Genomic DNA, 1,688 nt, shown 5'->3' with positions numbered 1-1,688 from the left:
CCAATTGCTTTCAGTGCTATCAACCAGTATGCGACGCGTGAATATTTTCTTCCCAGAGGCAGCGATAAAACTATCAATATCTTCTTTTTTAATGATGTGAGAGGCATCATAACATTTACATTGAATAGCCGCATAGCCCCCTTGATCACGGATTGTCGCCACCAAATCAATGCCGATATCACGCCCATCTTCATCATGTTCCTCAGCCCATTCCGAATAAGTCTGAACCTTTTCGTATTCTTGCTTTTGAAGAGGGTCTTCAGACAGATAATCCTTCACAAGATTTTCAAAAAGGGTTCCCAATTCACGGGGTGATTTTGCTTGTTTGCGATAATATTCCAACAGAGAGCGTATCGTGACGTGTTCATGATCAGACTTAACAGATTGCAGCATATTATAATAAAAATCCCTTGCCTTATAAGATGATCAATAATCATCAAAAGAATCAAAACGAATTCAATTAAATGCACTTAAAACAAATATCGATAATAAAGTGAGAAAAAAGTGCTAAAAAAGCCGATAATTTTTTCAAAAGAGGTTTTTAAAGAATACTTATCAACAACCTATGATATATGGTTAGATCAGCAAAGAAGTGAAATTTACTGGTTATTTCATATGTTAATCAAGACAGATGCAATACGTGCTTTTAAAACATCATAATGAGTATTTTGATAAGTTTTATAACAAATTCTACAGAGAGGTTTTGAAGGTTTCTAACACTCTCAAAATACCTTCAAAATATATTATTAGTTGTATCCATATGTTTATCATATCACTATAGGTTGTTATTTTTAAACTTGATAAAAATTAACCATTTGAAATATAATAACTTTTATTTTTTGATTTTAAAAAATATATAAGGGGGCGTAAAAAGAACCTTCAAAATCTTCAAAATCCTCGAAATTAAGAAATAAAAAAACTTTGAAGGTTCATGACACAAATAAAGGCTATAAAGTTTAGTGTTTTATAAGATTTCCAGATTGCTTATTGTGATGTCTTATAACTTTTGACTAAAGGATTCCATTCATAGCGTATGGTAGGACGACCGCTTTTAGAGCTATTGTCTCCAGATATTGCACGAATATAGTTACAACGGCATAAAAGCTCTAAAGCTTGCTTCACAGCTTGATTGTCTTTTAAAGAAGTCCAATTTCTTTGATGAATATCACGTAAAGTAAAAACATCGGGTAAATGATCACAGCGTTCAACAATTAATTTTGCACGCTCTGCTGTTAATGTATCATGCGCTGCATAAAGACGTTTTGCATGACTTATCAGATATTTTTCCCAACGCAAGGCTGTTGTAATGGCATAGAGACCAATTTCAAAACGACCACTGTCAAGAAGTTCAAAAATCAACGCAAGGCTTGCTATGGTCTTAGGCATTTTTAAAAGATGCGATTGTAAGCTTTCAGAGAAATGACCACTTTTTGCCTCTCTATGAAGATTTTCTAGCCATTCATAAAATTTTTCTTGTGCTTTTGGCATAAAACGCATGATCAGCGGGTGCTCTGGAGAACCTAGTCGTTTATCACGAAAAGAGCGAAAAACACCTTCATACTTTTGCCAACCCTCTTGATTGGGTGGTCTATCAACCAATTGCCAATCTTTTGTCTCATCGGGCCACACCAACATTTGAAACCGTTGCAATAAACCGTCATCATTTATTCCATGGTGTATGGCTTGAA

2 protein-coding genes are annotated in these 1,688 nt (G+C 34.5%); both read right to left on the bottom strand.

The window, feature by feature from the left end; translation table 11 throughout:
• Positions 1-393: restriction endonuclease (locus HWX04_RS08085; RefSeq protein ID WP_175869608.1), on the bottom strand; the 393-nt coding region annotated here is incomplete at its 3' end.
• Between the two features lie 591 nt (positions 394-984).
• Positions 985-1,688: DUF3987 domain-containing protein (locus HWX04_RS08080; RefSeq protein WP_175869607.1), on the bottom strand; the 704-nt coding region annotated here is incomplete at its 5' end.

Origin of the sequence: Bartonella gabonensis (assembly GCF_903679515.1) — a bacterium.
GTDB classification, from domain to species: Bacteria; Pseudomonadota; Alphaproteobacteria; order Rhizobiales; family Rhizobiaceae; genus Bartonella; species Bartonella gabonensis.
Note: the sequence above shows the minus strand (reverse complement) of the source record. Positions and strands in the feature narration are given on the sequence as shown.